The 22,801-nt window shown below is 68.2% G+C and carries 23 protein-coding genes and 1 tRNA gene; 12 read left to right on the forward strand and 12 right to left on the reverse strand.

Annotated features, from left to right (window positions below):
• Positions 1 to 141: 141 nt before the first annotated feature.
• A complete protein-coding gene (locus P5G52_RS07110) occupies positions 142 to 1,629 on the reverse strand; it encodes a catalase (protein WP_301225993.1) in 1,488 nt (495 codons plus the stop codon).
• Between the two features lie 7 nt (positions 1,630 to 1,636).
• Entirely contained in the window at positions 1,637 to 2,125 is a 489-nt protein-coding gene (locus P5G52_RS07115) for a Fur family transcriptional regulator (RefSeq protein ID WP_301225995.1), read from the reverse strand.
• Between the two features lie 92 nt (positions 2,126 to 2,217).
• Between P5G52_RS07115 and P5G52_RS07120 the strand changes: the two genes are divergently transcribed.
• The 3 genes from P5G52_RS07120 (at position 2,218) to htpX (ending at position 5,896) form a co-directional block, all read left to right on the forward strand.
• The gene (locus P5G52_RS07120) at positions 2,218 to 2,922 is read left to right on the forward strand and encodes a lipase family protein (protein ID WP_301225997.1); all 705 of its coding nucleotides are present in this window, start codon (positions 2,218 to 2,220) and stop codon (positions 2,920 to 2,922) included.
• 693 nt (positions 2,923 to 3,615) lie between these two features.
• Positions 3,616 to 4,902 (forward strand): MFS transporter, encoded by a 1,287-nt coding sequence (locus P5G52_RS07125; protein WP_301225998.1) that lies wholly within the window; start codon positions 3,616 to 3,618, stop codon positions 4,900 to 4,902.
• Between the two features lie 115 nt (positions 4,903 to 5,017).
• Positions 5,018 to 5,896, forward strand: a complete 879-nt coding sequence (gene htpX / locus P5G52_RS07130; RefSeq protein WP_301226000.1) for a zinc metalloprotease HtpX — start codon at positions 5,018 to 5,020, stop codon at positions 5,894 to 5,896.
• Positions 5,897 to 6,025: 129 nt separating this feature from the next.
• On the opposite strand, the gene P5G52_RS07135 is transcribed toward htpX, so the two are convergent.
• Positions 6,026 to 7,021, reverse strand: coding sequence for a glycosyltransferase family 2 protein (locus tag P5G52_RS07135; protein ID WP_301226002.1), 996 nt, complete (start codon positions 7,019 to 7,021; stop codon positions 6,026 to 6,028).
• Complete coding sequence (locus tag P5G52_RS07140; RefSeq protein ID WP_301226004.1) at positions 7,011 to 7,889, reverse strand: glycosyltransferase family 2 protein; 879 nt, start codon at positions 7,887 to 7,889, stop codon at positions 7,011 to 7,013. Before P5G52_RS07140 ends, P5G52_RS07135 begins: the two co-directional genes overlap by 11 nt.
• 587 nt (positions 7,890 to 8,476) lie before the next feature.
• Between P5G52_RS07140 and P5G52_RS07145 the strand changes: the two genes are divergently transcribed.
• On the forward strand, positions 8,477 to 9,433 hold the full coding sequence (locus P5G52_RS07145) for an IS481 family transposase (RefSeq protein ID WP_301226006.1): 957 nt from the start codon (positions 8,477 to 8,479) through the stop codon (positions 9,431 to 9,433).
• A 13-nt stretch (positions 9,434 to 9,446) separates the two neighbouring features.
• Here the strand turns inward: P5G52_RS07145 and P5G52_RS07150 are convergent, their stop codons facing one another.
• Complete coding sequence (locus P5G52_RS07150; protein WP_301226008.1) at positions 9,447 to 9,935, reverse strand: YajQ family cyclic di-GMP-binding protein; 489 nt, start codon at positions 9,933 to 9,935, stop codon at positions 9,447 to 9,449.
• Positions 9,936 to 10,094: 159 nt separating this feature from the next.
• On the opposite strand from P5G52_RS07150, the gene P5G52_RS07155 reads away from it, so the two are divergent.
• On the forward strand, positions 10,095 to 10,484 hold the full coding sequence (locus tag P5G52_RS07155) for a hypothetical protein (RefSeq protein WP_301226010.1): 390 nt from the start codon (positions 10,095 to 10,097) through the stop codon (positions 10,482 to 10,484).
• 88 nt (positions 10,485 to 10,572) lie between these two features.
• Positions 10,573 to 10,654, forward strand: a tRNA-Tyr gene (locus P5G52_RS07160).
• A 57-nt stretch (positions 10,655 to 10,711) separates the two neighbouring features.
• On the opposite strand, the gene P5G52_RS07165 is transcribed toward P5G52_RS07160, so the two are convergent.
• Complete coding sequence (locus P5G52_RS07165) at positions 10,712 to 11,113, reverse strand: hypothetical protein (protein ID WP_301226012.1); 402 nt, start codon at positions 11,111 to 11,113, stop codon at positions 10,712 to 10,714.
• A 638-nt stretch (positions 11,114 to 11,751) separates the two neighbouring features.
• On the opposite strand from P5G52_RS07165, the gene P5G52_RS07170 reads away from it, so the two are divergent.
• Positions 11,752 to 13,146, forward strand: a complete 1,395-nt coding sequence (locus tag P5G52_RS07170) for a glycoside hydrolase family 6 protein (protein ID WP_301226014.1) — start codon at positions 11,752 to 11,754, stop codon at positions 13,144 to 13,146.
• A 260-nt stretch (positions 13,147 to 13,406) separates the two neighbouring features.
• Positions 13,407 to 14,468, forward strand: a complete 1,062-nt coding sequence (locus P5G52_RS07175) for an acyltransferase family protein (RefSeq protein WP_301226016.1) — start codon at positions 13,407 to 13,409, stop codon at positions 14,466 to 14,468.
• Here P5G52_RS07175 and P5G52_RS07180 read toward each other — a convergent pair.
• On the reverse strand, positions 14,452 to 14,892 hold the full coding sequence (locus P5G52_RS07180; RefSeq protein ID WP_301226018.1) for a DUF6314 family protein: 441 nt from the start codon (positions 14,890 to 14,892) through the stop codon (positions 14,452 to 14,454). The two genes, P5G52_RS07175 and P5G52_RS07180, sit on opposite strands and share 17 nt — an antisense overlap.
• Before the next feature lie 142 nt (positions 14,893 to 15,034).
• Here P5G52_RS07180 and P5G52_RS07185 point away from each other — a divergent pair, with 142 nt between their 5' ends.
• On the forward strand, positions 15,035 to 15,472 hold the full coding sequence (locus P5G52_RS07185; protein ID WP_301226020.1) for a MarR family winged helix-turn-helix transcriptional regulator: 438 nt from the start codon (positions 15,035 to 15,037) through the stop codon (positions 15,470 to 15,472).
• A 36-nt stretch (positions 15,473 to 15,508) separates the two neighbouring features.
• Positions 15,509 to 16,729, forward strand: coding sequence for an MFS transporter (locus P5G52_RS07190; RefSeq protein ID WP_301226022.1), 1,221 nt, complete (start codon positions 15,509 to 15,511; stop codon positions 16,727 to 16,729).
• Positions 16,730 to 16,746: 17 nt separating this feature from the next.
• Here P5G52_RS07190 and P5G52_RS07195 read toward each other — a convergent pair whose 3' ends face one another.
• Positions 16,747 to 17,178 (reverse strand): DUF1810 domain-containing protein, encoded by a 432-nt coding sequence (locus P5G52_RS07195; RefSeq protein ID WP_301226024.1) that lies wholly within the window; start codon positions 17,176 to 17,178, stop codon positions 16,747 to 16,749.
• A gap of 92 nt (positions 17,179 to 17,270) precedes the next feature.
• On the opposite strand from P5G52_RS07195, the gene trxA reads away from it, so the two are divergent.
• Entirely contained in the window at positions 17,271 to 17,663 is a 393-nt protein-coding gene (gene trxA, locus P5G52_RS07200; protein ID WP_301226026.1) for a thioredoxin, read from the forward strand.
• A 59-nt stretch (positions 17,664 to 17,722) separates the two neighbouring features.
• On the opposite strand, the gene P5G52_RS07205 is transcribed toward trxA, so the two are convergent.
• A complete protein-coding gene (locus P5G52_RS07205; protein WP_301226028.1) occupies positions 17,723 to 18,013 on the reverse strand; it encodes a putative quinol monooxygenase in 291 nt (96 codons plus the stop codon).
• Between the two features lie 45 nt (positions 18,014 to 18,058).
• Positions 18,059 to 19,033, reverse strand: a complete 975-nt coding sequence (locus tag P5G52_RS07210; RefSeq protein ID WP_301226030.1) for a DNA-3-methyladenine glycosylase family protein — start codon at positions 19,031 to 19,033, stop codon at positions 18,059 to 18,061.
• 106 nt (positions 19,034 to 19,139) lie between these two features.
• Here P5G52_RS07210 and P5G52_RS07215 point away from each other — a divergent pair, with 106 nt between their 5' ends.
• Positions 19,140 to 20,414, forward strand: a complete 1,275-nt coding sequence (locus P5G52_RS07215) for a CapA family protein (protein ID WP_301226032.1) — start codon at positions 19,140 to 19,142, stop codon at positions 20,412 to 20,414.
• Here the strand turns inward: P5G52_RS07215 and P5G52_RS07220 are convergent.
• Both P5G52_RS07220 and P5G52_RS07225 read right to left on the reverse strand, forming a co-directional pair.
• Positions 20,411 to 21,493: a tartrate dehydrogenase gene (locus P5G52_RS07220; RefSeq protein ID WP_301226034.1), complete on the reverse strand. Its 1,083-nt coding sequence runs from the start codon at positions 21,491 to 21,493 to the stop codon at positions 20,411 to 20,413. The genes P5G52_RS07215 and P5G52_RS07220 overlap by 4 nt on opposite strands.
• 45 nt (positions 21,494 to 21,538) lie before the next feature.
• Positions 21,539 to 22,693: an SLC13 family permease gene (locus P5G52_RS07225; protein WP_301226036.1), complete on the reverse strand. Its 1,155-nt coding sequence runs from the start codon at positions 22,691 to 22,693 to the stop codon at positions 21,539 to 21,541.
• Positions 22,694 to 22,801: the final 108 nt, after the last annotated feature.

Genomic DNA, 22,801 nt, shown 5'->3' on the forward strand with positions numbered 1-22,801 from the left:
GAGCGCACCACCACGTGGCGAACGCCGGTTCCGGGTTCCGGTGGCGCCGACGCGGAAGGGCGGACCCGTGCGGGTCCGCCCTTCGTTCGTGCGGGTGTTCGTGCGGTTCCTGCAGTGGTTCTGCAGGCCGGTGCGGTCCCCCTAGTAGAGGGCTGCTTCCGACTCGGTGGCCGGCGTGACGCCGCGGCCGAGGTTCGCGGCAAGCTTCGCGCCGAGCTCGGCATCCACATTGGCCCAGTACTGGACGGCCCGGGCGCGGATCTCGTCGCTCTTCACGCCGCCGACCGCACCGGTGATCGTCTCGAGGAAGCGGGCACGCTGGGCGTCGTCGAACACCTCGCGGTACAGCGTTCCGGCCTGGCCGAAATCGTCATCCTCCGCGTGCAGCGAGTGGGCCGCGTAGACGAGGTCGCCGTCGTTCTCCCAGCCGCCGTGCGCACCGTACTGTGCGGGGTCCGCGGCGGGTCCGCCCACCGAGTTCGGTGCGTACACCGGGGTGGAGGCGGAGTTGAAGTGGTAGCGGCCGGCGCCGTCCTTCGAGTAGTTGCGCACCTCGTTCTTCGGCATGTTCACCGGCAGCTGCGCGTGGTTGGTACCCACGCGGTAGCGGTGGGCGTCCGCGTAGGAGAAGATACGGGCCTGCAGCATGCGGTCCGGGCTCGCGGCGATGCCGGGCACGAAGTTCGACGGCGCAAAAGTGGCCTGCTCGATCTGCGCGAAGTAGTTCTCCGGGTTGCGGTTGAGCGTGAGCCTGCCGACCGGGATCAGGGGGTAGTCGGCCTGCGGCCAGACCTTCGTGAGGTCGAACGGGTTGAAGCGGTACGTCTTCGCGTCGTCGTAGGGCATGATCTGGACCTTGAGGTCCCAGCTCGGGTGGTTGCCCCTGGCGATGTTCTCGGACAGGTCGCGCAGGTGGTGGTCGGCGTCCGAGCCGGCCAGCGACTCGGCCTCGTCGACGGTGAGGACTTCGTGGCCCTGGTTGGACTTGAAGTGGTACTTGACCCAGAACTTCTCGTTGGACTCGTTGATCCACATGTACGTGTGGGAGCCGTAACCGTTCATGGTGCGCCAGGAGTTCGGCAGGCCGCGGTCGCCCATCAGCCAGGTCACCTGGTGTGCCGATTCGGGGCTCAGGGTCCAGAAGTCCCACTGCATGTCGGCATCGCGCAGGTTGGTGCCGGGGAGGCGCTTCTGCGAGTGGATGAAGTCAGGGAACTTGATGCCGTCGCGGATGAAGAACACCGGGGTGTTGTTGCCCACGAGGTCGTAGTTGCCCTCGGAGGTGTAGAACTTGAGCGCGAAGCCGCGAGGGTCGCGCCACGTGTCGGGCGAACCCTGCTCGCCGGCCACGGAGGAGAAGCGGAGGAGGGTCTCCGTCGTCGTGCCCTGCTGGAAGAGCGCCGCGCGGGTGTACATGCTGACGTCCTCGGTGGTCTCGAAGACACCGAAGGCTCCGCCGCCCTTGGCGTGCACCACGCGCTCGGGGACGCGCTCTCGGTTGAACTGGGCGAGCTTCTCGACGAGGTAGTGGTCGGTCAGCGGGACGGCGCCGTCGCGGCCGAGGACGGACGAGTTGCTGTCATCGATGACGGGGGCGCCGGACTGCGTGGTGCTGAAGTTCGCGGACATAGTGCTCCTATTCGTGGGATTCGGATGGTTGGGGGCTGGGGGCTGCCGAGCGGCAGTCGTCGCAGAGGCCCTGGTAGAGGACCTCGGCGATCTGGATGGTCATGCGGTGGGCGCCGGGCGACCACTCGGGAGTCAGGCAGGGGGCGTGTCCCACGGCGCAGTCCACGTCCTCGATCCGGCCGCAGCCGGTGCAGACGGCGTGGTGGTGGTTGTCGCCCACACGGGTCTCGTACCGGGCGGGGGAGTGCGGCGTGTCGATGCGGCGCAGGAGGCCGAGGTCGGTGAGGTCGGCCAGGACCACGTAGACCGACTGCACGGTGATGTGCGGCAGGGCGGCGCGGACCGCGGTGGCGGCCTCGTCGGCGGTGGCATGCGGCGACTGCTCGACGGCGGCGAGGACGGCGAGGCGCTGGCGCGTCACCCTCCGGTGGGAGGAGTGCAGTGCAGCCGACCACCGGGCCTCACGGGCCTCCGGGGTGCTGGCTGTCTGCGTCATGCCCCGAGTCAATCAGTAAATCTGAGTAAGTCACAATAAGGCGCGACTAACTTGCACACCACGCGGCCCGTCGGGTCGGTACCGTGGAAAGCGTGAATCTCCTCGAGCGGGGCCGGGCCTGGATGCTGGACTACGCCTATGTCGGTTTCTGGCAGGTGCACGGCTTCATCCTCCGGGAGGACCCGGCACGGTATCTCACGCCTGCGCCGGGCGCGCCCGCCGGCAAGGTTCCCGTGCTGCTGATCCCGGGCATCTACGAGACGTGGCAGTTCATGCGGCCCATCGCCGACCACCTGCACCGGGCCGGCCATCCGGTCCACGTGGTGCAGAAGCTGGGCTACAACCGCGGCACCGTCGAAGCCATGGCTCTGCTGGCCGCCGGCTACATCGAGGAGCACGACCTCACCGATGTCGTCGTCGTCGCGCACAGCAAGGGCGGACTGATCGGCAAGTTCCTCATGACCATGTCGAGCATCGCTCCACGCATCACCCGCCTGGTGGCGATCAACACGCCGTTCTCCGGCTCCGTCTACGCCAACTTCTTCCTCCTGCCGAGCATCCGCGCCTTCTCCCCCCGGGACCGGACCCTGCGGGCGCTGCTCGCCAATCTCGAGATCAATGCGCACATCACCTCGATCTACGGCCGGTTCGACCCGCACATCCCGGGCGGCAGTTTCGTGGAGGGTGCACGCAATATCCAGCTCGACACGATGGGCCACTTCCGCCCCATCGCGGACGCGCGTGTGCTGCAGGAGGTCGACCGCGCCATCGAGGCGGGGGAGCGCGACACCGCCTGACGCGGCCTGACGCCGGCCGACGCCCACTGGGGGCATTCCGGAGGCCCACAGGGAGCCTTCCGGGCACATTCCGGCTCGCTGGACGAGGCATCCCGCCCACCGTGATGCCGCTGCGTTGCGGTCCCAGGGAGACGGGCGCAAGGTAGTCGTATGGGGCAGGATATGGAGGCCCCGGAGGAACCGGGAATTCCGGTCCGGATCACGGACCTGGGTGCTCCGTGCGCCGAGCCGCCCTGCGGGGGACCGCGTGCCGAGGCCGGCGGGTCGGCGGGGCACCGGCGTCGGGTGCTGGCCGCCGTCGTCGGGCTCGCGCTTGCAGGAGCTACCTACGTGTCCACAGCCCGCGGGGAGATGTTCCCTCCTCCGCACGATGCACCTCGACCGTCTCCGGCCGTGCCCGAGGTGGGCGAGCCACTGAGGGTGTGCGACGTCTATCCGGGTGCCTGCCCCTCGCCGCGCGACGATGATCCGGCGGCCTGCAGACCCGTCAGGAGCATCGGTGCTGCTCGCGACACCTCATTCTCCCGGTCCCCCTCACCGCCCGGGCAGTCCTATCTCCGGGTTGCCGCAGGGGACGGCCCCCCATCGGACGCCGGAACCCGGTACCCCGAAGCGGCAATCACGGTCTGCGGCCCCCTGGAGTAGCCAGCAGGTCGTTGCTGGTACGAACCAATGCCCGGCTAGACTCTCCCCGTGCCCAGACTCCTCGCCGACATCACCCCGCTGAGGGAGTCCCCGGCATTCCGCCGGCTCTACATCGGAACGGCACTCTCCGCCATCGGTACGCAGCTCACCATCGTTGCCGTGAGCCTGCAGATCTACGCGCTCACGCAGTCGACCTTCAGCGTCGGGCTGCTCAGCCTCTTCGCCCTGGTGCCGCTCGTCGTCGCGGGCCTCTACGGTGGTGCGGTCGCGGATGCGCAGGATCGCCGCAGGGTGGCGCTCTTCTCGGGCCTGGCGCTGTGGGGCACCACCATGGCCATCGCGGCCCAGGCCTGGCTCGGTGCCGACAGCGTCTGGCTGCTGTACATCCTGATCGCCATCCAGTCGGGAGCCGCCGGTATCAACCAGCCCACGCGCAGCTCGATCATCCCGCGCCTCGTCCGCCCGGCACTGCTGCCCGCGGCGAACGCGCTGAGCATGATCACCTTCGGGCTCGCGTTCACCGTCGGCCCGCTGCTCGCCGGTGTCCTCGTGGCACAGGTGGGCTACGCCTGGACGTACACGGTCGACGTCGTCACCTTCACGTTCGCGCTGTGGGCCGTCTTCCGCCTCCCGCCCCTGCCACCCGAGGGCCCCACCCGGCGGGCGGGCCTCGCCACGGTACTCGAGGGCTTCCGCTTCCTCGGCACACGGCCGAACATCCGCATGACCTTCATCCTCGATCTCATCGCCATGATCACCTCCCAGCCGCGCGCGCTGCTGCCCGCCGTCGGCGCGGTGCTCATCGGCGGGGGCGAGCGGACCGTGGGCATCCTGCTCGCCTCCGCCGCCTTCGGGTCGGTGCTGGCCGGCCTGTTCTCGGGGCCACTGGGCCGCGTGCACAAGCAGGGCCAGGCCGTCATCTGGTCGATCGTCGGGTGGGGTGCCTCGGTGGCCGGCTTCGGGCTGGTCGTCGTCCTCGCGACCTCATCCTCCCTGCCGGCACCCGGCGAGGGGGAACTGTCCGTGTGGGTGCTGCCCGCGTCCGCGTGCCTCGTCCTCGCGGGCGTCGCGGACTCCATCAGCAGCGTCTTCCGCAACACCATCCTGCAGTCGGCGACGCCGGACGCGATGCGCGGACGCCTCCAGGGTGTCTTCATCGTCGTCGTCGCGGGTGGTCCCCGCCTCGGGGACATGGTGGCCGGTGGGCAGGCGGCGTGGCTGGGGGAGGGGTGGACCGCCGTCGCGGGTGGTCTCTGCTGCGTGGTGCTGGTGCTCGCCGTGGCCCGCTGGCAGCCGCGCTTCGCCCGGTACGATTCCCGCCGGCCGGAGCCCTGACCGCTGCTTCTTCCCAGCCGCCGTGCAGCGCTCCGCCGTACGATGATCGGAACACCCCGCTCCGACCCTCCGTTGTACTGATGGGCCACCGGGCCGCCACATCCAAGGAGTGACAGTGCACAACCATTTCAACGGTGCCAAGACGGCGTTGTTGTTCGGCGCCCTCATGGGCATCTTCCTCGTCTTCGGCGCGGTGATCGCCGGCGCCACGGGCAGTTCGTCCTTCATCTGGATTTTCGCCCTCTTCGGCGTCGGGTCGATCGCCTACAGCTACTGGAACAGCGACAGGATCGCCATCCGCAGCATGGCCGCCGTCGAGGTCACCGAGCAGCAGGCGCCCGCCATGTACCGGATCGTCCGGGAGCTGAGCGCACGCGCCAACAAGCCCATGCCGAGGCTCTACATCTCGCCGACGATGGCCCCGAATGCCTTCGCGACCGGCCGTAACCCGGAGAACTCCGCCGTGTGCTGCACGCAGGGCATCCTGCAGCTGCTCGACGAGCGCGAACTGCGCGGTGTCCTCGGACACGAGCTCATGCACGTCTACAACCGCGACATCCTCACCGGGTCCATCGCGGCCGCCGTCGCAGGTGTCATCACCTCTGTCGCGCAGATGTTCGCCTTCACCGGCATGATGGGCGGCAACCGGAACCAGGGCGGCAACGCCATCGGCGCGCTGCTCCTCGCCATCCTCGCCCCGCTGGCCGCGGGCCTCGTCCAGACGGCCATCGGACGGACCCGCGAGTACGACGCCGACGAGGACGGCGCGGTCCTGACCGACGATCCCCTGGCGCTCGCCTCGGCACTTCGGAAGCTGGAGACCGGCACCCAGCGTGCTCCGCTCCCGCAGGACCAGCGCCTCGTGAACACCTCGCACCTCATGATCGCCAACCCGTTCAGGGGCGGGGGCATGGGCCGGCTGTTCGCCACCCATCCGCCGATGGGCGAGCGCATCGCGCGCCTCGAGGGCATGGCGGGCCGTCCGCTCCGCTGACGCCGTCCTCCTTCAGGGAGTCGGGGGCGCCCTGCCACTCCCGTGGCGCCCTTGCTCTCCGTAGAGGGCAGGGGCGCCACGAGGTCTAAGCACCACCGGGCTGCTGAAGGACCGGGATGATGGCTCCGCTCAGGTGACGGTTCTCCACGGCTCGTTCTGGGCCGGTGCACCTTGCGTCGTCCGGAACGTCGCGGCATGGGCGAGTTGTCGTCCCCGGAGATACCCTCCGGTCGTGCACGCCAGAACCGCGAGGACGGCGCCCGCCCGGCTGAGTCCGGCCGTGTCGTTCCCCGACCCCCAGTCCCGGATCCCGGACAGCACCGCCCGAGGAAGGATCCTGCGCACGTACGAGCGCTCCGATCGAAGAGCCCGCTTGTGCCCGACGAGGTGGCTCACCTGCGCCTTGGACAGCCCTTCCGACCAGGCGCGCGACAGCATGTAGTTCAGCGTCCCCCTGGTCGCGGGCACATGGTGGTTCACCACGGCCGCGGGGTCATAGACGATCCGGGCTCCGGGCAGGGCGAGGCTCGCACGGATGCAGATTTCCGTCTCCTCACAGCCGAGCGGCTTGACCGCCTGTCGGCCGAGCTCGTGGTTGAAGCCGCCGACGTGCTCCAGCACCTCGCGGCGGAAGGACATGTTCGCACCGATCAGGTTCCGGACCTCGGTGGCCACGCGGGGCATACCCCGGTGGCTGCATCCGACGATCCAATCGAGTTCCTCGCCGAAGTGAGCGGGGCGGGCCGTCTCCCACACGGGGTCGACGCGCCCTCCGACGGCGAGTACGTCAGGATCGTCGTAGAAGGCGGCCAGGCGCTCCAGCCAGTCCGGCGCGGCCTCGGCGTCGTCGTCGAGGAAGGCGATGATCTCCGCGGTGGCGACGCTTGCTCCGGTGTTACGAGCACCGGCGAGTCCCGGTTGGCCACCGCTCTCGACCAGCACCACGTCCTGGAAGTCCATGATGAGGCGCTTGTACAGGTCCTCGTTGTGGTCGACGACGAGGATGATCTGTTCCGGGGCGAGCGACTGGACCCGGACGGAGTCGACGACCTTGGCCAGAAGGCTCAGACGCTTCTCCGTGTATGTGCAGATGACAACGGAAACGGTGGGTATTTCACTGGGCATGGAGCTCTCCTACCTCATGTGGCACTGCAAGAACGCTTTGCGGATCGGTCGGTGTGCGGGGGAAACGGACACTCGGGTAGCTGTACTTGACGCGCCGGAGGGCTTCCGGGCGGGCTCCTGCCGTCGGAGCATCCCAGGAGCCGCACTCGCGGGCGAGGGTGCGGAGTACGCGCCATCCGTCGCGGAAGGTCTGGAGGTTCGAGTTCCCGGATATCCGGTTGAGTTCCAGGCTCGGCACCTCCGCGATACGGAGGCCTGCGCGGGCGGCCCTGACGATCAACTCGGTCTCGATCTCGAATCCGTCCGACTCGAGTTCGAGGACGTCGAGACACTCTTTGCGCAGTGCGATATAGCCGTAGCAGAGGTCCGAGTAATTGCTGCGCAGTACTACGTTGGCCAATTCCGTGAGCGCACGATTGCCGACGTCGCGTAGCGGGGTGAGGTCCGCGGAACCGCCCCCGGTGATGTACCGCGACCCCTTGACGAAATCGAAGTCGTGCTGGAGCGGGGAGATGAACCAGCCGATCTCCTGCGGGTCCATGCTTCCATCGGCGTCGAGCATGACGATGATGTCCCCGGTGCTGGCCGCCAATCCGGCCCGGACGGCGGTCCCCTTCCCTGCACGGGGTTCGGCGACCACGACGACGTCGGCCCGAAGCGCCCGGGCGATCTCCACGGTGAAATCGACCGAACGGCCATCGACGATGACGACCTCGTCCACGTAGGCGGGCATCCGGCGAAGCACCCACGGGAGATTCTTCGCTTCGTTGAGTGTGGGGATGACGACGCTGATCGACGCTCGCGGAGCCTGCGTGTCCCCGCTCCGAAGCGTACGGGAATCAGGAACGCTAACTGACAAGGATTTCACCGTCTTACGAGTGGAATGGGCGTGGCGGCCCGCGGCAGCTGGTTAGAGCCAGGAGGGGTCCCCAACAGACCTGGTCGACGGCGGTTCCTCCGCCCTCGATGCGACCGAAGTCGTCCCGAGAGCCCGTCCTCCGAGCCGGACCTCCGAATTCCCGGTGAATAAAGGGTGAATTCGAAGATACTGCTTGGTGAAATTCAGCTTAAACCCCGATCGTTGAGGTGTCGCCGGCCCGTGATACCCGAATTACCTGCAATCTGATACCCGCGCTATTCGACCGATACTTGGGTTGACGGCCCTTCGGCTAGGTGGCCGGCCCTGCGGTACTCGTGCGCCGCCGATCACTACCTGCCGCGGTCCACGGAGCAGGAGACGTGACGGTGGGGTCGATCGTCGCTCCCTGAATGATTGACCGCGGCGAGGGCGGCGGCCAGGCGCACCGCCCTCGAACACTCGATGCCAGTACTGCCCGCTGCCGGAGCCTAGCTGTACTGGGCTGGGACGTTGTTGACGCTTGGGGCTTGATAAGAGGAGGACCTCCGGGCTTAGTGGAGCTGTCTAGTTCCCACACTTCGCGACCGGAGGTCCTCGTGTCCCACGTTAATGCTCGTCTGACGGTGCATGGAAGACAGTTGCTTGTTGATCGGGTGGCGGCAGGTCGCCCGGTCGCCCATATCGCTGCCGAGTTGGGCGTGTCCCGCCAGACCGCGTACCGGTGGGTCGGCCGGTACCGGGCCGAAGGAACCGCGGGGCTGCGGGACCGTTCGAGCCGACCACGATCATCGCCCAGGCATACCAGCGCCGATCGGGAACAGGAAGTCCTGCAGGCCCGGCAGGCTCTGCGCTTCGGGCCGTTGCGGATCGCGGCCGCCACGGGTGTCCCGGCACGCGCCGTGACCCGGATCCTGCACCGCCATCAGGTGCCACGTTTCGCGGACTGCGATCCGCTCACCGGGACCCCAATTCGTGCGTCGCGGGCGAGCTCGAACCGGTACGAGCGCACCACCCCCGGCGAGCTGGTCCACCTGGACGTCAAGAAACTCGGACGGATACCGGCCGGTGGTGGCTGGCGGGCGCACGGGCGTTCCGAGCAGGTCAGAGGCCGCGGCATCGGCTACGACTACGTCCACGTCGCCATCGATGATCACACCCGGGTCGGGTACGCCGAAGTCCTCCCCGACGAAAAAGGCGCAACCGCCGCGGGGTTCCTCGTCCGCGCCGGCATCTACTTCGCCGAACAAGGCATCAACCGTATCGAACGCGTCATCACCGACAACGCCTTCGCCTACCGCAACTCCGCCGCATTCGCCCGGGCCGTGGCGGACCTCGGAGCCGTTCAACGCTTCATCAAACCCCACTGCCCCTGGACCAACGGCAAAGCCGAACGCTTCAACCGCACACTCCAAACCGAATGGGCCTACCGCCAGGTCTTCACCAGCAGCGCTCAACGCCAAGCCGCCCTTGCACCCTGGCTCCAGCACTACAACACTGAACGCATCCACACCGGCATCGGAGCCACACCCATCACCCGAGTGTCACCAACCTGATGGCCCAGTACACCTAGCGCATGTTGACGAACTGCAGGTCGGCTTCGTCGAAGTTCTTCAGCAGGGCCATGGTGGCCTGCAGGTCGTCGCGGGACTTGGAGCTTACGCGCAGCTCGTCACCCTGGATCTGGGACTTGACGCCCTTCGGCCCCTCGTCGCGGATGAGCTTGTTGATCTTCTTGGCGATGTCCTGGGCGATGCCCTCCTTGATGGAGGTCTCCAGGCGGAATTCCTTGCCGGACGGGTAGGGCTCGCCGGTATCGAGGGACTTCAGGGAGATGCCGCGCTTGATCATCTTGGACTGCAGGACATCGAGCACGGCCAGGACGCGCTCCTCCGAGTTGGCCTTCATGAGGATCTTCTCGCCGCTGAAATCCACTTCGGCGCCGACTCCCTTGAAGTCGTACCGCTGGGCGATCTCCTTCTGCGCCTGATTGAGCGCGTTGGCGACCTCCTGCTTGTCCACTTTGCTTACGACGTCGAACGTGGATTCGCTCGCCACGGTGCCTCCTCGGGGTGGTTGGGTTTCTTGCATCAAGACTATCCGCAACCCCTGCGCTGGGCGCCGAACGGTTCACAGCTCCGTGCCAGTTCCCGCCGGGCGTGCGCACACGGTCGGGTGGCACGGTGGAGCCACATGCCGCACCAGAGGAGCCACACGATGTCCACGAACCCACGCCGCCGCTACCGGGTCCGCCTCCGCAGGGCGGTGGCAGGATCCTTCCTCGCTGCGGCAGCGGCGGCATCTGTGGCCGGCCTTGCCGCAGCACCCGCGCTCGCAGTCCCGCCGGCGGTGGTCGCCGGCGTGGACTCCTCGGATTTCTCGGACTCCTTCGACTACGAGGCTCGCAACCTGATCCTCGGACTCCGCCCGGGGTCGTCACCGAACGCCGCATCGACGGTCACCGTGGGCGGAGAGCCCTCCTCGGCGGACCGTCTCGCCGGCGTCCGCGCGGACCTCGACCGGGCGGTGCTGCTGCGGATGGTCACGCCCGAACAGGCCGACGGATTTTATGCCCAGATCGAGCGCAGAGTGGCCGCGGGGCTGTAACGCTCCGCCCGATTCGTCACTGGAGCGGTTTGTCTGTAAAGTTGTCTTGCCCGCGCTTGCTGCGGGCGGTCTTCCTACGAAGACGTTCGGCAGATTACCCGAGCGGCCAAAGGGGGCTGACTGTAAATCAGCTGGCAACGCCTACGGGGGTTCGAATCCCTCATCTGCCACAGCAAGGAGAGGCCGGTACTTCCGCTAGAAACAGCGGAAGTACCGGCCTTTCGTGGTTAAGCGGTGGTCAGGCTCCTGGCAAGTCCCGCAGGCAGCCTGAACAGAGGGTTCGCCGGGATCGCCCGCAGGAGCTCGTGGATCGCCAAGGACACAACGATGACGGCCACCGTAAGGCCCAACGGGTACAGGGCGTCACCGGGGACCGTGCTCACTAAGCGTTCAACTGCCGGTACGCCGGGAAGAAACGCAACGCTGCAGAGCACAAGCGGATGCAGCAGGTAGATCGGCAAGGTCCGCACGCCGACATAGGCGCCCAGGCGGGCAAGCCACGCGATCCTGCACGCCTCGAAAGGAACCGCGATGGCTGCCGGAACCGCGACCAGGCTCGACAGCAGAACCACGGGAAGCACAAGTCCCTGTGGCACGACGGTGGCGAGACCCACGAACGCCAGGAACATCTGCGTCGCCCCACGCTCGCACTGTCCTGAACGAGTGGGGGAAGCCTCCTTCCTGTGCGGCGAGGAAGAACACGAGGTAGAACGTGAGCCACACCGCGTAGATGTAGTAATTGCTGACTGCTCTGCTCAGAAGTGAAGAAAGCGCGGACTTTTCCTCTCGTGGATCGAGGGATGGGCGCGTAGCCGGGGGTAATCGAGTTCCGGATGGATGGCGAGTCGCATCCAACCAAGGGATGTTCCGTGCGGCGGGCGGCATGCTGGCGCTTCTTCACAGCCGTCCAGGCGCTCCCAAGCCTCCGGCCGATCCGCTCGGCCCACTGAGGACCCCTGGTGACCGCGCCGCAGACAGCGACACCGACATCCGACACCTCACAAGCTTCCACCTGGCCTACTCGGTCCCGCCGCCCCAGGACGATCACGACCCGCAACCGGTCCCGGAATGCCGGGCTACGAGGCTGCGGATCCCCATGACACCCGCAGGTTTTGCCGAATAATCTGCTTTCACACTGGAATCATCCGTAACAAGGGTCACACCATATGTAGTCTTCTCGGAATTCATCCGGCTGGCTCAGGTCCGGATTCTGCTGGGTTCGAAGCACTCTCGAGCGCCGAACCCGCGGCTCACATAAGGAAGCACGATGCGTCTCAGATCCACGAAGGTTCTTGCTCTGGCAGTGGTCGGGGTGATGCTCAGCGCCTCCGGTGCTGCGGCAGCCACCGACTTCACTGCCCCTTGTACAACGGCAGAGACGGCCTGTCTGGCCCAGCGGCTCACGGCTGTCGAAGCATGGATCGAGGCGAACGACACGGATGCGCCCGTACCCAGCCCGAGCCCCAGCCCCTCCGCAACACCCACCGCGGCTCCCGCCACGTGGGACGGTTCGATCCGCTTCGGATCTGTGGCTGCTGGAAAGGCGACCTCTCTCGCCGTCACCATCACCTCACCGTCGGGTTCACAGGGAAACAAGGTCGTCTACGTCGAAGCGTGGCAGAACAACGTCAGGAAAGCGGACGTGTTCGTGGAGGGCCGGGACCTCACCGGGACGACGACCCAGAACCTCAGCCTCCCGGCACTCCCAGCGGGCGTCTACGAGCTTCGATTGATGGTGTTCGATGGACCTCCCGCGGGTTCCTACGCCTGGGGGGCCCTGCGCCTCAGCTCGGTCGAGCAGAACCTCACTGTTCCTGCTGCAACAACCCCGGTTTCCACGACCACGGGGGTCCTGTACGACGGGCCCGGACAGGTCGACCAGTTCGCCGGATTCGAGATCCTGAAGACCACTCCGACGGCCCATTGGTTCGCAGGCGGCACACCGGCCGAAGTTCAGGCCGAAGCCCGGCAGCGGGTGACTGCGGCGAACGGGAAGGTCGTGAGCATGCTGGCCTACAACGTCCCGATCCGGGACGTCGGCAGTTACTCCTCCGGCGGGGCTGCGAACCCCGCGGCATACCGGGCATGGATCGACGCCCTCGCCGCAGGGATCGGCACCGCTCCCGTCATCGTCGCCGTGGAGCCCGATGCGCTCGGCCACCTCGGAGACCTGCCGGCCGCCCAGCAGACGGAGCGTATCGAGTCCCTCAAGTACGCGGTGCAGAAGCTCAAGGCAAACCCGAAGGCGAAGGTCTACGTCGACGCGTCGAACTGGATCGACGCGTCGGAGATGGCGAACCGCGTCAAGCGGATCATTCCGGCAGGAGTCACGATCGACGGCATCAGCGTGAACGTGTCCGCCTACAACTCGAACGCCTCCATCATCGACTACGGGAACAGGGTCATCACGGCTTCCAAGCTCCCGTGGAAGATGATCGTGGACACGAGCCGGAACGGTGTCGCCACAGCAACCACGTGGTGCAACCCGACCGGGCAGGGACTCGGGAAGCTGCCGACCCTCAGTTCCGGAGTCCCGAACGTCGATGCCTTCCTCTGGCTCAAGGCTCCGGGCGAGTCGGACGGTACCTGCAACGGAGGACCCCGCGCCGGCCTGTTCTTCCCGGAACGCGCCCAGGAACTCATCAACAAGGCCAAGTTCTAGCCGGCGGGCACGCCCGCGTCCGGTCCCTGACAGTGGTCCGGGCGTGGGCTTGCTTCACCAACACCAGAACAGAAGGCCCGCTCCCGTGGAGCGGGCCTTCTGTCTTTGCCGTGGCGATCTTCGCCGTGGCGCTGCTCCGCACCTGACAGCCACCGGCGCAGTTCCGTGAGCTGCGATCCGCACCCCCGTCATCGATTTCATCCACTCATCCCGGCCGCGGGGCCATCCGCGGGAGCGTCGTCCACGAAGCCTCAGTACGCATGCTCAGGACGTACCGAGTCGACGGGGAGGCCGCCATCAGCACTACGCCCGGGCCGCGGATCGGCTGGCTGGACAGCCTGCGCGGCGTCGCCATCCTCCTCGTCGTCGTGCTGCACGCGGGGGAGTCCCTCCGGGTCGCCGGCGGATCCACTGCCGGTATCGACGGGTTGAACCTCTTCCTCGAGCCCTTCCGGATGCCCGTCCTGATGTTCCTCTCGGGGATCCTGCTGCCGCGGTCGGTCGCGAAACCATGGCGCGAGTACCTCGCCGGCAAGGTCTCCCTGGTCGCATGGCCGTATCTCCTCTGGTCGCTGATCATCCTGGCGGCGAGCGGCGATCTCAGCCCCGGCGGCGTGGCACAGATCTTCTACCTCGCACCGACCTACCTCTGGTACCTCTGGTTCATCCTCGCCTTCTACGCGCTCGCCTACCCGCTGCGGCGCATCTCGCCGCTCGTCGCGTCAGGTGCCGGCCTGGTGGCCTCGCTGGTGCTGCCCGACGGCAGTCGGCCCGAGACAATGGTCTTCCTCGCTGCGTTCTTCTTCCTAGGTGCCTGGTGCGCCGTGCATCCCCGGCTCCTGGAGCGGGCTCCTGCTAATCCCTGGCTGCTCGGTGCGGGAGCGGCCTCGGCAGTCGCCGTGGGCGTGTTCAACGTGCTCGACCGGAACGTCCTGTACCGCACGGAGTACGCCTGGGGAGTCCTGGGTGGACTGGTCGTCGTCTGCTGGCTCTTCCCCCGGCTGGGATCCACCTGGGCGACGGGCGCGCTCGAGTTCGTCGGGCGCTACTCGATCGTCTTCTACGTCGCGCACCTCGGACCGATCATGATCACGCTCGCGCTCGCCGATGGCCTCGGACTGGCGGGGGAGTGGTTCGTGTTCCCCCTGCTGCTCCTCGGAGGCGTCGGGGTGCCGCTCGGCCTCGCCTGGATGTACTCGACGAGGGAGCACGCCTCGGTCAACCTGCTGTTCGAACTGCCGGCGCTGAAGTCCAGGCCGCGCGAGCGCGCGAAGGCTTCCGCCGGGCGAGGGCCTGAGCGGGGTTTCAGTCCTGGCGCGTGAGCGTCGTCGTCAGCAGGTGGTCCTTCGCCGGTCCGGTGACGTCCCAGGAGTACTCGACCGTGCCGAACGAGGGAACCCGGAAGTCGACGAGGTAGGTGTCCGGAGAGCACCAGTGCTCGTCGTGTGCCCTGCCGCTGCGGAGGTCGAGCCGGCAGAGCAACCGTCCGTCCGGGAAGTGGATCGCCATCGTCGTGCCCTGGGCCGTGACCCGGTAGGAGCGGGAGGCGGGCCCCTGGAAGGACGGCCAGGACATGGTGCCCTCCTCGTCCCACCGCAGCCCGTCGTCGTCGGGCGTGAAGGTGGTGATACCCGTGAAGATCCCTTCCGTGCCGCTCGAGCGGTCCAGCAGGTGGCGGCGGGTCGACCAGCTGCCGGCGAGGAAGGCGAGCGGGTCGACGACGGGGAGGGCTGCGCTCGATGCCACTCGGCTGCCTCCCCTCGGTCCTCCGCGCCACGTCGGCGCCTTCTGGCACTCTACGTCCTGCTGCGACACCGTCCTGCTACGACTATGTCCGGCTCCATCGCCGGCTTGCCCGGGCATCGCAATAATGTTAGGCTACCTAACTATGAGTCTCTCTACCGACGTGCGGCTGCTGGCCCTCGCGCAGTCCTTCCGCACCACCCTGCGCCACGCCGTGTACCTCAGCCGCTCCATGGACAGCGACGGGGAGCTGACCACCATGCAGATGAGCACCCTCAGCATGGCGGCGGAGGAACCGCTCCGGGTGAGCCGTGTGGCCGCCAACCTCGGCATCCGCGTCCCCTCGGCCACCGAGCAGATCATCAAGCTCGAACAGGCCGGGCTCGTCCTCCGGCAGCCGGATCCTACCGACTCGCGGGGTGTCCTCGTCCAGCTCACGGACAAGGGCCGGGCGGCCTGGGAGGCGGCCAGTAGGCGCCGTAACGAGCGCGTGGCCGCGCTGCTGGACCAGCTCGACGAGGACGAGCGCGCCACGCTCGCGGCCGCCCTGCCGATCATCGAAAAACTGAACCACACCGCCTGAACCACACCGCCTGAACCACCGCCTAGGAGTACCCGAGTGACCACCCACGCGCAGCCTGCGCAGCCCGCATCGGTCCTTGACGAGGACAAGCAGTCCTTCTTCCGGCAGCCCAAAGCAGTATGGGCCACAGCCCTGGCGGCCGTGTTCGCCTTCATGGGCATCGGTCTCGTCGACCCGATCCTCCCTGCCATCGCCGAGAACCTCGACGCGTCACCGAGCCAGGTGTCCCTGCTGTTCACGAGCTACTTCCTCGTGACGGCCGTGGCGATGCTCGTGACCGGCTTCATCTCCTCGCGCATCGGCGGGAAGAAGACGCTCCTGCTCGGACTGGGACTGATCGTGGTGTTCGCCTCGCTCTCGGGCCTGTCCGGTGACGTGGCCACGCTGGTCGGCTTCCGGGCCGGCTGGGGCCTCGGCAACGCGCTCTTCGTGGCCACCGCGCTCGCCGTCATCGTCGGCGTGGCCAGCGGCGGTACCGCGACAGCGATCATCCTCTACGAGGCGGCCCTCGGCCTCGGGATCTCGCTCGGCCCGCTGCTCGGTGCGCTCCTCGGCGGCTGGCAGTGGCGTGCGCCGTTCTTCGGCACCGCCGTGCTCATGGCCGCGGCGTTCATCGCCCTCACCATCCTGCTGCCCGCCACCCCCCGGCCCGCCACCACGACATCGCTCAAGGACCCACTCGTCGCACTCGGGCACAAGGGCCTGCGCACCACGGCGTCGAGCGCCCTGTTCTACAACTACGGGTTCTTCACCATTCTCGCCTTCACACCCTTCGTGCTGGGGATGGATGCGTACGGTATCGGTGCCGTGTTCTTCGGCTGGGGCCTCATGGTCGCGGTCTTCTCGGTCCTCGTGGCGCCCGCGCTGCAGCGCATGCTCGGCACCACCCGGGTGCTGCTCCTGACCCTCGCGGCCCTGGTCCTCGTGCTCGTGGGCCTCACCCTGGCCGCAGAGCGCTCGGTGACCGCCGTCGTCGTGCTGGTGATCATCTCCGGCGCCCTGCTGGGCATCAACAACACCCTGTACACGGAGCTCGCCATGGGTGTCTCGGATTTCCCGCGGCCCGTCGCGTCCGCCGGCTACAACTTCGTCCGGTGGATGGGAGGAGCGCTCGCACCCTTCGCCGCGACGAAGCTCGCCGAGATCTTCGACCCGCAGGCCACCTACGCCGTCGCTGCGGTCATGGTGCTCGTCGCGGGAGCCGTGGTCTTCGCCGGCCGCGCCTCGCTCACGCACGCAGCCGAGGTCGGCGAGTAGGAACGGGAGCGACGGCGTCAGCCGTCGAGGATCGCCGTCGTCGCCCGGTCCTCCTGGCCCGCGTAGTACCGGTCGAGCACGGCCTTGAACCACGGTTCCTGCGGGCCGGCCCGGTGGAAGAGCGTCATGGAGGACTGCAGCTTGCGGGCGTCGATCCCGCCGAGTACCCCGACCGGATCGCTTCCCGGGAGGTTGAGGAGGGTATGGACGCTTTCCATCAGTCGGGGTCCGAGCAGGGTATGTGCCAGGTAGGCGCGGGCCTCGTCGATCGAGCCGATGGCGTACCGGACCGACGTCGGGCTGCTGCCGAGTCCTTTCATCTGCGGGAAGACGAACCACATCCAGTGCCCCACCTTCCGGCCGTTCCGCAGCTCGGCGAGGGCCTGCTCATAGGTGCCGGAGGCCTCCTGCGCGGCGATGAATCGTGCGAGGTCATAGGTGTCGGTCATGCAGGCCTCCGGTGGGAGCGTGGGAACGGGCGGTCACTTCATCGGTAGCGAACAGGCCTGACAGGTCCGGCGGTGGTCGCTAGCGTTAAGGGATGTCGACAATCAATATCACTGAGGCAAGCTTCCCGGAAACCATCGAGGGCAACGACATCGTGTTCGTCGATTTCTGGGCCGACTGGTGCGGGCCATGCAAGCAGTTCGCGCCCGTGTACGACGCCGTCTCGCAGCAGCACGAGGACGTCACCTTCGCGAAGGTCGACACCGAGGCGGAGCAGTCGCTCGCTGCGGCCGCAGGGATCACCTCCATCCCGACGCTCATGGCGTTCCGCGAGAAGGTCCTCGTCTTCTCCCAGCCCGGTGCCCTCAACGCGACGCAGTTCGGCGAACTCGTCGACGCCGTCAAGGGACTGGACATGAAGGCGGTGCACGAGCAGATCGCGCAGCAGCAGGCCCAGGGCGGAAGCCCGGCCGGGGACGCGCAGTAGCCTTCCCCGAACCAGAAGAGCCCCGCACTCGATGAGTGCGGGGCTCTTGCGTGGGGGGATTAGGCCGCCTGGTCCGAACGCACCACATCGACAGGCCTGGCCAGCAGCGCGCTCAGCGATTCGTTGAGGTCCTGCACGGCAGGTCCGCGCAGGTGCGTGTCCAGGAGTTCGGTGGATTCCCACTGCTCCGTGAGGACGATGCGGTCCTCCTGTGCGTCCGTGATCTCGTACCGGATGCAGCCGGGCTCCTGCACCACCTGTTCGATGGCGATGTCGAGGGCGAGCTTCACGCGGAAGAACTCGCCGTCGAGGGGGGTGAATACTGCGGTGACGTCTACGGGTTGGGTCATTCCTCAACCCTAGCGGTGCTCGTTCGTCGGCCGCATTCCTGCGCCCTAGCGCCGCCGGTGGTCCTCGGGGGACAGACGGGGCCCGAAGGTCGGCTTGCGGAAGCCGCTCGAGTAGAGCGATCGGACGACCCGCTGGCGCTGCCCCCGCCAGGGTTCGAGCAGTTCGATCATCCCGGCGTCGTCGGTCCGCCGGCCGGTGAGGGCCGCGCCCACGTAGGCCGCGAGATGGTAGTCGCCCACCGAGATGGAGTCGGGGCAGCCGTGCGTGCGCTGCACCACTTCCGCCACCGTCCACACGCCGATGCCGGGAACGGACCGCAGGCCGGCGCGGACGGCCTCCCCGCCCGGCAGCGACGCGAGGCGCTCCAGTCCGCTCGCCACGAGGGCCGCCCTGAGGATGGTCGCCGAGCGCTTCGAATCCACTCCGGCCTTGTGCCAGTCCCAGGAGGGGACGCGGCGCCACTGTTCCGCGGTCGGGGGTAGGCGGAGCGCCGCGGGGGCGGAATCTCCCGCACCAGGAGCGGCATCCCCGTACCGCGTGAGCAGGTAGCGCCAGGCGCGCTTGGCCTCGAGGCCCGTGACCTTCTGTTCGAGGATCGCCCGGGCCACCGTATCGAGCATGCGGCGCGACGCGGGCAGCCGTAGCCCCGGGTCGAGGTACCGGCCCTTGCGGGCGAGCTCGGGCAGGCCCGCGCGGAACCGGGGGCTGTCGAAGGCACTCCAGTCGTCCTCCGCGCCGAGCAGGCGCGGAAGGGACTCGAGCGCCCGGGCGGCACCCGGCCCCCACGCCGTGGCCTGGATGCGGCTGTCGTTCAACGAGCCGCGCTGCCGCAGAGCGAGCGTGACCGGTCCGTCACTCGTCCGGAACGCGAGCCAGCGATCAGGGCCCTGGACGATGAACGAGGGGTCGTGCGGGCCGCACTGCAGCGTACCCACCGTCCCTGCCAGGTTGTACGGGCCGTCGGGAATCCATTCCGCAGCTTCCGCGCCGGAGGAAACGGCGGCGGGGGCGATGCTCATGCGTCTATCGTCCCACGAGGCCCCTGCGGTCCCGGGATGTGTCATGCTCGGGGTCCCGCAGGGGTACCATCGGGCCGTCCGGTGGAAGAGGTGGAAGGAACAGCAGATGGCAGAGGTGCGGAGGGCTCGGGCGGGGAAGATCCCGTCGTCGGCGGCCAGGGGCCGGCGTCCGCGTCCCGCGCTGAGCACGGGCAGGCGTCTCGGCGTCCTCCTGGGGCTGGCGCTGCTGTGCGGCGGGTGCACCGCGGACAGGTCCGGCGATGCCGCGGAGACGTCGACACCGGCCGCTCCAGCAACGTCGTCCCCGTCGTCGTCCCCGACGCAGTCCTCCCAGGCCTGCGAGGACTGCGTCGGGATCGTGCTCACGGGCGACCTCCTGGTGCATCCGCAACTGTGGGAGCAGGCCGCGGAGGATGCGGCGGTGACGGGGAAGCCTCCGCTCGATTTCGAGCCGCTTCTTGCGGGGCAGCGCCCCTACCTCGCGGCCGGGACGCTGGGGATCTGCCACCTGGAGACCCCGGTGGCCGACCCTCAAGGGCCCTTCTCGGGGTACCCGCAGTTCAACGTCCCCCCGCAGATCGTCGTCGCCGCGAAGGAAGTCGGGTACGACGCCTGCACCACTGCCAGCAACCATTCGATGGACTGGGGCCCGGAGGGCGTAGAGCGTTCACTCGCGGCCCTGGACGCGGCGGGCCTCCCGCACACGGGTTCCTATGTAAGCGCCGCCGATGCCGGGAAGGCCCTGATCCTCGACCAGCCGGAGGCGAAGGTGGCGGTCATCGAAGCGACCTACGGCCTCAACGGGCTGGTGCCCGACCAGCCCTGGCGGGTGGACATGCTCGACGCGCCGACGATGATCGCCAAGGCCAGGGCCGCCAGGGAGCAGGGAGCGGACATCGTGGTCGCAGCCCTGCACGCCGGAGACGAATACGCCTCCGTCCCGAATGCCCAGCAGACCGAGGTGGCGCACGCGCTCGCCGACAGCGGCGAGGTGGACTTCATCTACGGACACCACACCCACTCGGTCCTGCCCATCGAGAAGTACAACGGCACGTGGATCGTCTACGGCCTGGGGAACGGGGTGACCGAACTGTCGCCCACCTACGAGGTCAACAACGAGGGGCTGATGGTGCGGGCCCGCCTCAGCCGGGACGACGCGGGCGCCTGGTCGGTCTCCGGGCTGGACTGGCTGCCGTCGCTGATCGTCGCCGGGCCCTATCGCTGGTGTTCGCTGGCGCCCGACCAGCCGGCCGGCGCCTGCTCGTCGCCCGAGCAGGAGGCGGCCGTCCGGGAGCGCACCCGGAGCGTGGTCGAATCCCTCGGCGCAGCCGAGGCGGGAGCTCGTCAGTGGGAGCTGTCCACGGAGGGCCCGGGACGCTAGCGCGCCCCTGCGATGACCGAGGCGATGGTTCCGCCGAGCGACGCCGTCGTCCCTGTGCCGCCCAGGTCCCGCGTCAGCGCATCGCCGCCGGTGGCCAGCACCGACTCGATGGCGCCCAGGATGCCGGCGGCTGCCTCCGTCTCGCCGAGGTGGTCCAGCATCATCGACGCACTCCAGATCTGTCCCACCGGGTTCGCGATGCCCTTGCCGGCGATGTCCGGCGCGGAGCCGTGGACCGGTTCGAAGAGGCTGGGGAAGGTGCGGTCCGGATTGATGTTTCCGCTGGGCGCCACGCCGATGGTGCCGGTGCAGGCCGGCCCCAGGTCGGACAGGATGTCCCCGAAGAGGTTGCTCGCCACGACGACGTCGAACCAGTCCGGGTGGAGTACGAAGTTCGCACAGAGGATGTCGATGTGGAACTTGTCCACGCGCACGTCGTCGTACCTGCCCGCCATCGCCTCCACGCGCTCGTCCCAGTACGGCATGGTGATCGAGATGCCGTTGCTCTTCGTCGCGGACGTGAGGTGCTTCTTCTCGCGCTTCTGCGCAAGATCGAAGGCGTACTTCAGGATGCGATCCACACCCGTGCGGGTCATGACGGTGTCCTGGATGACCGTCTCGCGGTCGGTGCCCTCGAACATCCTGCCCCCGACGCTCGAATACTCACCCTCGGTGTTCTCGCGGACGACGTAGAAATCCACGTCGCCCGGCTTCCGGCCGGCGAGGGGGCTGGTGATCCCGGGCAGCAGCCTCACCGGGCGCAGGTTGACGTACTGGTCGAAGTGGCGCCGGAACTGCAGCAGGCTGCCCCACAGGGACACGTGGTCGGGCACGACGTCGGGCCAGCCGACGGCTCCGAAGAAGATCGCGTCGAAGCGGCGCAGTTCCTCGAACCAGCCGTCGGGCAGCATCTGGCCGTGCTCCAGGTAGTAGTCCGCGCTGGCGTAGTCGAACTCGACCGCGTCCACCTCGAAGCCGTACGCGTCCGCGGCCGCGCGGAGTGCTCGAAGGCCCTCCGGCATGACCTCCTTGCCGATGCCGTCGCCGGCTATGACCGCGATCCGGTAGGTGTTCGTCATGGTGGTTCTCCTCATCGGCAGGCGGCTTACCGTTCCAGCCTAGGCTCATCGGCCCCAGGAGAGCACGACGACGGCGGACGGCAGCGTCAGTGCCGTCACCAGCAACCCGGCGAGGCCGAAGGGCACCCAGCGGATGGACAGGCCCAGGGATCGCAGCCGCTCGGCCCAGAGGAGTGTCGCGAGCGAGCCCCAGGGAGTGACGAGGGGACCGAGGTTCACGCCGACGAGCAGGGCGGCGAGGCGTAGCGGGGAGGCCGCGGACGGCTCGAGGGCGAGATAGGCGGGCAGGTTGTTGACGGCGTTCGCTCCGGCCGCTCCTACGGCGGCCAGTCGCAGCAGGTCCGGGAACCCTTCGCCGGTACCTGCCATGGGGGCGACAAAGGCGTCGAGGCCCTGTGCGTGCGCGGCGGTGACGAGGACGAAGAGGCTGAGCGCGAGGACGAGCGGAGCAACGGGGAGCATCTTCACCGTCAACGCGCCGGGCCGGCGGACCGCGCAGAGGACGGCCAGGACCACCGCGGCGAGGGTCGCGCTCAGTGCGACCGGCAGCCCGCTGACGAGTGCCGGCAGGAGGAGTGCAAGGACCGCGTACCCGCAGTACAGCAGCACGCGGTCCTCGGCCGGGCGGGGAGGGGCGGGGGAGAATCGCCCCGCGAGCTGCCGGCGGAAGATCAGCAGCAGGACGGCGCAGGGCACGACGACCCCGACCAGCGCAGGGCCGGCCACGAGGCCCGCGAACTGCGCCGGGCTGAGCTGCAGCCCTTCCTGCACCAGCAGGTTGGTCAGGTTGGACACCGGCAGGAGCAGCGACGCGGTATTGGCGAGCCAGACGATCGTCACTGCGAACGGCAGCGGCGGCAGACCGGCCCTGCGGGCGAGGAGCACCACGAGCGGAGTGAGCAGCACGGCCGTCGTGTCCAGCGAGAAGAACACCGTGCAGGCCACGGCGAGGAGGACCGTCACGAGCCACAGGACGAGGGTCCGGCCTCCGGCCGCGCGGGCCGAGGCCGCGATGATCTTCTCGAAGACCCCGGCAGCGAAGAGGAGGTCGGTGGCCACCGTCATGGCGGCCACGAAGAGCAGGATCGGCCAGATGCGCCCCCACAGCTCCGCCAGGTCCGGACCGGGCAGCGCGCCGGTTCCGATGCAGAGCGCCGCGAGGACCGGCAGGATCGCGCGGGAGGCACTGCGAAGGTTCAAGGGTGGTCTCCGTTCCGCCGGACAGTATGGCACGGACGCCCGCGAGCACTGCGCGACGGCCTCCGTCCGCGCGAGGACGTCCTGCGGCGTAACGGCGGCATGGAGGTC

The sequence above is a fragment of the Arthrobacter burdickii genome (genome assembly GCF_030433645.1).
In the GTDB taxonomy this organism is placed as follows: Bacteria; Actinomycetota; Actinomycetes; order Actinomycetales; family Micrococcaceae; genus Arthrobacter_D; species Arthrobacter_D burdickii.